At 70.9% G+C, this 6,177-nt stretch carries 5 protein-coding genes and 1 other RNA gene; all 6 read right to left on the bottom strand.

The window, feature by feature from the left end; translation table 11 throughout:
* On the bottom strand, nt 1-623 hold a 623-nt coding region (locus Q7W29_09565; GenBank protein MDO9172066.1), incomplete at its 3' end, for a YggS family pyridoxal phosphate-dependent enzyme.
* A gap of 35 nt (nt 624-658) precedes the next feature.
* The gene (locus Q7W29_09560) at nt 659-1,366 is read right to left on the bottom strand and encodes an AAA family ATPase (GenBank protein ID MDO9172065.1); all 708 of its coding nucleotides are present in this window, start codon (nt 1,364-1,366) and stop codon (nt 659-661) included.
* 13 nt (nt 1,367-1,379) lie between these two features.
* Complete coding sequence (gene fusA / locus Q7W29_09555) at nt 1,380-3,470, bottom strand: elongation factor G (GenBank protein MDO9172064.1); 2,091 nt, start codon at nt 3,468-3,470, stop codon at nt 1,380-1,382.
* A 221-nt stretch (nt 3,471-3,691) separates the two neighbouring features.
* Nucleotides 3,692-4,888, bottom strand: coding sequence for a glycine C-acetyltransferase (gene kbl / locus Q7W29_09550; protein ID MDO9172063.1), 1,197 nt, complete (start codon nt 4,886-4,888; stop codon nt 3,692-3,694).
* A gap of 13 nt (nt 4,889-4,901) precedes the next feature.
* Nucleotides 4,902-5,921, bottom strand: a complete 1,020-nt coding sequence (gene fba / locus Q7W29_09545; protein MDO9172062.1) for a class II fructose-bisphosphate aldolase — start codon at nt 5,919-5,921, stop codon at nt 4,902-4,904.
* 146 nt (nt 5,922-6,067) lie between these two features.
* Nucleotides 6,068-6,177: a transfer-messenger RNA gene (ssrA, locus tag Q7W29_09540) on the bottom strand; the annotation flags it as partial.

Genomic DNA, 6,177 nt, shown 5'->3' with positions numbered 1-6,177 from the left:
CCCAGGCTCAGCTCGGGCAGCGCCAGGCCGGTGGCCGCGCGGGCCGCCTCGACGAGGCGCCGCACGAGGGCGAAGGTCGCGCCCAGCTCGGCCGGCGGCGCATCCTGGCGGGCCATGGCCATCATCCCGCGCAGGTCCAGTCCCGGTAGTGCGGCGGCGGCGACCGCCGCCGCGACGGCCGCGTCCGGGTCGAGCCCGAACTTGCCCGGTTCGCGGGCCGCGTTGACCTCCAGCAGGACCGGCTGGCGCAGGCCCCGCTCAAGCGCCACCTGCGAGATCCGCTCCGCGAGCGACGGCGGGTCCACGGCGTGGATCAGCGCGAAGCGGCCGACCGCCTTGCGCACCTTGTTGGCCTGCAGGGGCCCGATGAAGTGCCAGTGCAGGCACTGGGCGGCGGCGGGCCCCAACCGCGCCGCGAGTTCGTCCTGGCGCGGCAACGCGTCCTGGATGCGGTTCTCGCCGAGGTCCGTCTGCCCGCAGGCCACGGCGGCGGCCACCAGTTCCAGCGGGACCCGCTTGCTCACGGCGACCAGCCGGACGGACGCGGCCGCCCGGCCCGAAAGGGCGCAGGCGGCCGCCAGGCGGTCACGGACGCGCAGCAGGTTGTCGGCGACGTCGGTCATGCCGGGCCTCCCGGCCGGGCCGGGCGCCGCACCGGTCAGCGCCAGCGCAGCAGCAGGGTCCGGGGGTCCAGTTCCATGTTGATGTCCGGTGCCACGGGGCGGTCGTGCGATTTCAGGATGCGCACCCGCACGTGGTCGGCGACGGACTCGAGCGCGACGATCAGGCTCAGGCGGTCGTCGAAACGGGCCACCGACAGGGGGATGCCGCGCGCGTCGCACGCCTGGCCCTCGCGGTGGGTGAGCGACGAGGTCCAGATCTCGGTGTTCCAGTCGCGGGCCAGCGCCAGCACGCCGTCGATCTCCCAGTCCTCGCAGTGCTCGAAGCGCGGCGTGCCGTCCATGATCACCATGTCGGGCTCGAAGTGGGCGGCGTCGCGCAGGAACTCGGCCGTCCCGCGCAGCTTCTCCAGGGAGAAGGAGTCGCGGTTGTAGACCAGGATGTGGCGGTTGCGTTCGAGGTCCAGCCGCAGCTCGAGCCGGTTCTCCAGCTTCTGGTTCTCGCAGATGTGCTGGAAGATCTCGAAGTAGAAGGCGCGCAGCTTCTCGATCGACTCCTCGGTGGAGATGTGCAGCACCTTGCGGCCCTGCAGCAGCGCGTCGACCGCCATGCCGACCAGCAGCGCGGTCTTGCCGACGCCGCGGCGGGACAGCACCACGCCCAGGTGGCCGCGGCCGAGGCCGCCGTCGGTGGCCTTCTCGAAGACCCGCAGCGGGCTGCGGAAGCGAATGTCCTTGGTGGGCATCGTCGTTCCTCTCCTACTTGTTCCCCGCCGCGACCTTCTCGGCGTGGGCCTTGGCCAGGCGTTCGGCCACCTCGGCGGGCGCCGGCGAGTAGCGGGCGAACTCCATCGAGTACTCGGCCTTCCCCTGCGTGCTAGAACGGATCACGGTCGCGTAGCCGAACATCTCGGACAGGGGCACGTGGGCGTCGACGCGCACGAAGCCGCTGTCCTCGGTCGAGCCCATGATGATGCCCCGGCGCTGCATGACCGTGCCGAGGATCTCGCCCTGGAACTCGGTCGGACCCTCCACCGAGACCAGCATCAGCGGCTCGAGGGCCACGGGCCGGCCCTCCTTGTAGTGGTGGCGGAAGGCGCCGCGCGCCGCCGCCTGGAAGGCCTGGTCCGACGAGTCGACGGCGTGCGAGTTGCCGTCCTCGAGCACCACGGTCAGGCCCTGCACAGGGTACCCGATGTAGGCGCCTTTATCGAGCATCGAGCGGAAGCCCTTCTCGACGGCCGGGATGTACTCGGTGGGCACCGTGCCGCCGATCACCTTGTTCTCGAACTTGAACTCGCCCGACTCGTTGGGCTCGAAGTAGCCGCAGATGCGCCCGTACTGGCCCGAGCCGCCGGTCTGCTTGCGGTGGGTGTAGTCGAAGTTCACGCGCTGGGTGATCGCCTCGCGGAAGGAGACCTTCGGCTGCCCGGCGGTCACCTCCGCCTTGTACTCGCGGCGGATGCGCTCGAGGTACACCTCGAGATGCAGCTCGCCCATGCCCATGATGAGGGTGTCGCCGGTCTCGTCGTCCGTCCGCGTCCGGAAGGTGGGGTCCTCCTTGGTGAAGCGGGCGAGCGCCTTGGCCAGGTTCGCCTGGGACTTGTTGTCCGTCGGCACGATGGCCAGCGTGATCACCGGCTCGGGCACGTGGAAGTTCGAAACCGAGACGGTCTCCCCGCCGGTGAAGGTGTCGCCCGACGCGCACTCGACGCCGAACAGGGCGACGATGTCGCCGGCGTAGGCCTTGAGGATGTCCTCCATCTGGCTGGCGTGCAGCCGCACCAGGCGGCCCACCTTCACCCGCTTGCCGGTGCGGGTGTTGTGAATCGTGTCGCCCTTGCCCAGGGTCCCCTGGTAGAGGCGGATGTAGGTCAGCTGGCCGTAGGCGCCGTCCTCGAGCTTGAAGGCGAGGGCCACGACGTGGTCGTCGTCGCTGTTGGACAGGACGAAGTTCTCCGGCTCGCCCTCGGCGTTGAGCCGCAGGGCCTCGTTCTGGACCTCGGTGGGGTCGGGCAGGTAGCGCACCACGGCGTCGAGCAGCAGCTGCACGCCCTTGTTCTTGTAGGCGCTGCCCATGAAGACCGGCGTCAGCTCCCGCGCCACGGTGCCGCGCCGCACCGCCTCGTGGATCAGCTCCTCGGTGACCGCGCCGGCGAAGATGGCCTCGGTCAGTTCGTCGCTGAACATGCTGGCCGCGTCGAGCAGCTCCTCGCGGCGGGCCTCGGCCTCGAGCTGCAGGGCCGCGGGGATCTCCTCCCAGACCAGGTCGTCGCCCAGCTCGCCGGTGAAGCGGCAGGCCTTCATGCGCACTAGGTCGACCACGCCCTCGTGCTCGTGCTCGAGACCCAGGGGGATCTGCATCATGGCCGCGTTGTGGCGCAGCTTCTCGCGCAGCTGCTCGGTGACGCGCGCCGGGTTGGCGCCCGAGCGGTCGCACTTGTTGACGAAGGCCAGGCGGGGCACCTTGTAGCGGCGCATCTGGCGATCCACGGTCATCGACTGCGACTGGACGCCCGCCACCGCGCAGAGCACCAGCACCGCGCCGTCCAGGACGCGCAGCGCCCGCTCCACCTCGATGGTGAAGTCGACGTGGCCCGGCGTGTCGATGATGTTGATCGGGTGGCCGTCCCACTCGCAGTAGGTGGCCGCCGAGGCGATGGTGATGCCGCGCTCGCGCTCCAGCTCCATCGAGTCCATGGTGGCCCCGACGCCGTCCTTGCCGCGCACCTCGTGCACGGTGTGGATGCGCCCGGTGTAGTAGAGGATGCGCTCGGTCAGCGTCGTCTTGCCCGAATCGATGTGGGCGCTGATGCCGATGTTGCGCAGCTTCGTGATGTCTCTGCTCATGGCGACCGCCGGGGCCCCCGCCGGGGGGCCGTCTCGTTGGAGTGGTGGGGGGCCGCCGCCGCGCTTCGCGGACCGCGGGGGGCCCTGCCCTCAAGGACGACGCCCGCCCCGGCAGGGGGCGGGCGTCGACGCGCGGAATATAGGCGGAATCCGGACTTTGGCAAGCGGATTTGCGCTTTTTTAGCGATTCGCGCCGTCCGGGGCCCTCCCCGCCCCCGTCTTCAGATCGCGCCGTGCCGGCGACCGACCTTGCCGAAGGCCTCCAGGCAGCGCTCGACGTGGTCGGGCGTGTGGGCGGCCGAAGCCTGCAGCCGGATGCGCGCCTGCCCCTTCGGCACCACCGGGAAGCCGAAGCCGATGCAGTAGATGCCCTCGTCGAGCAGGTCGCGGGCGACGCCCTGGGCCATCAGCGCGTCGTTCCCGTGGCGGCGGAAGTGGACCGGCACGATGGGGTGCTCGCCGGGGTCGACGTCGAAGCCCAGCTCGCGCAGACCCGCGCGCAGGCGGCGCTGGTTGGCGTCGAGGGTCCGCAGCGGCGCCGGGTCCTCGCGCAGGATCCGCAGCACCTCGAGCGTGGCGCCGCAGACGACCGGCGGCAGGGAGTTGCTGAACAGGTAGGGGCGCGACTTCTGCCGCAGCCAGGCGACGACTTCGGCGGGGCCGGCGGTGCAGCCGCCCAGGCCGCCGCCGAGCGCCTTGCCCAGGGTGGTGGTGATCAGGTCGACGCGGCCCATCACGCCGAGCTTCTCGTGGGTGCCGCGGCCCGTGGGGCCGGTGAAGCCGGTGGCGTGGCTCTCGTCGACCAGGACCAGCGCGTCGTGCCGTTCGGCCAGGTCGCAGATCTCCGGCAGGCGGGCGTAGTCGCCGTCCATCGAGAACACGCCGTCGGTGACGATCATGCGCAGGCGCGCGTCGGCCGCCTCCTCGAGGCGGCGGGCGAGGTCGTCCATGTCGGCGTGGCGGTAGATGGAGCGGCGGGCCTTGCAGAGGCGCACCCCGTCGATGATCGAGGCGTGGTTGAGCTGGTCGGTGATCAGCGCGGCGTCGGCGTCCAGCAGCGGCTCGAACACGCCGCCGTTGGCGTCGAAGCAGGCGGCGTAGAGCAGGCAGTCCTCCAGGCCGAGGAAGGCGGCCAGCTCCCGCTCCAGCTCGCGGTGCAGCTCGGTGGTGCCGCAGATGAAACGCACCGAGCTGAGGCCGTAGGCCCAGCGGTCCAGCGCGCGGCGCGAGGCCTCGACCACGCGCGGGTCCGAGGCCAGCCCCAGGTAGTTGTTGGCGCAGAAATTCAGCACGCGGCGGCCGCCGACCAGGATCTCGGCACCCTGCGGCCCCTGCAGCACGCGCTCCTCTTTGAAGAGCCCCTGCTCCCGCAGCGCGTCCAGTTCGACGCGCAGCCGGTCGACCAGCGATCCGTGCATCCCGGGCCTCTCCCTAGCGGTAGCGCGCCTTCATCTCGTCGAGGGTCGTCGCCGGCACCTTGTCGCCCCAGCCGGCCTGCCCGAAGGCGATCATGCGGTCCCTGACCACCGCGGCCATCGCGTCGCGCGACGGCTTGAGGTAGTCGCGGGGGTCGAACTTCTCGGGATGCTCGGCGAACACCTTGCGGATGGCGCCGGTGATGGCCAGGCGGTTGTCGGTGTCGACGTTGATCTTGCGCACGCCGTGGCGGATGCCGCGCTGGATCGCCTCGACGGGCACCCCGTAGGTCTCGGGCATCTTCCCGCCGTAGCGGTTGATGAGCTCCACCAGCTCCTGCGGCACCGAGCTGCTGCCGTGCATCACCAGGTGGGTGTTCGGTAGGCGGCGGTGGATCTCCTCGATCAGGTTCATCTTCAGCACGTCGCCGCCCGGCTTCTTCGTGAACTTGTAGGCGCCGTGGCTGGTGCCGATGGCCACGGCCAGGGCGTCGCAGCCGGTCTCGGCGGCGAAGCGCTCGGCCTCGGCCGGGTCCGTCAGGTGGGCCAGGGCCGCGTCGCCGGTCAGCCCGGCGCCGTGCCCGTCCTCGATGCCGCCGAGGCAGCCGATCTCGGCCTCGACCGTGACGCCCAGGGCGTGCGCCTTCGCCACGACCTCGCGCGTGACTTTCACGTTCTGCTCGTAGGTGGCCGGCGTCTTGCCGTCCTCCAGCAGCGAGCCGTCCATCATCACCGAGGTGAAGCCCTGCTCGATGGCGGAGAAGCAGGTGGCCGGGCTGTTGCCGTGGTCCTGGTGCATGGCGATGGGCAGGTGCGGGTGCAGCTCGGCCGCGGCCAGCATCAGGTGGCGCAGGTAGTTGTCCTGCGAGTAGGAGCGCGCCCCGCGCGAGGCCTGCACGATGACCGGCGAGTTGGTCTCCGCGGCCGCCTGCATGATCGACTGGATCTGCTCCATGTTGTTCACGTTGAAGGCGCCGACGCCGTAGCCGTGCTCGGCGGCGTGGTCCAGCAGCACTCTCATCGGTACCAAAGGCATGGCGGTCTCCTTGATCGTGGTCGCGGTGCGGGGCGCGGGGACGACCGTCGGGCGTCCGCGCGGGAATGTAACGCGCGGGCGGCCGGGGGGCAATCCTGTGAAAAACGAACCCCGCAGCCCGGAAGCTGCGGGGTCGCGAGCGGAGGTGGTGGAGGCGGCGGGAATCGAACCCGCGTCCGAAGCCGGTCCCCCGCCGGCGTCTACATGCTTAGCCGCTGATCGATCTCGTTCCGCGCCTGGCTCAGCGACAGGCCGA

This window comes from bacterium, assembly GCA_030654305.1.
Taxonomy (GTDB): domain Bacteria; phylum Krumholzibacteriota; class Krumholzibacteriia; order LZORAL124-64-63; family LZORAL124-64-63; genus PNOJ01.
Note: the sequence above shows the minus strand (reverse complement) of the source record. Positions and strands in the feature narration are given on the sequence as shown.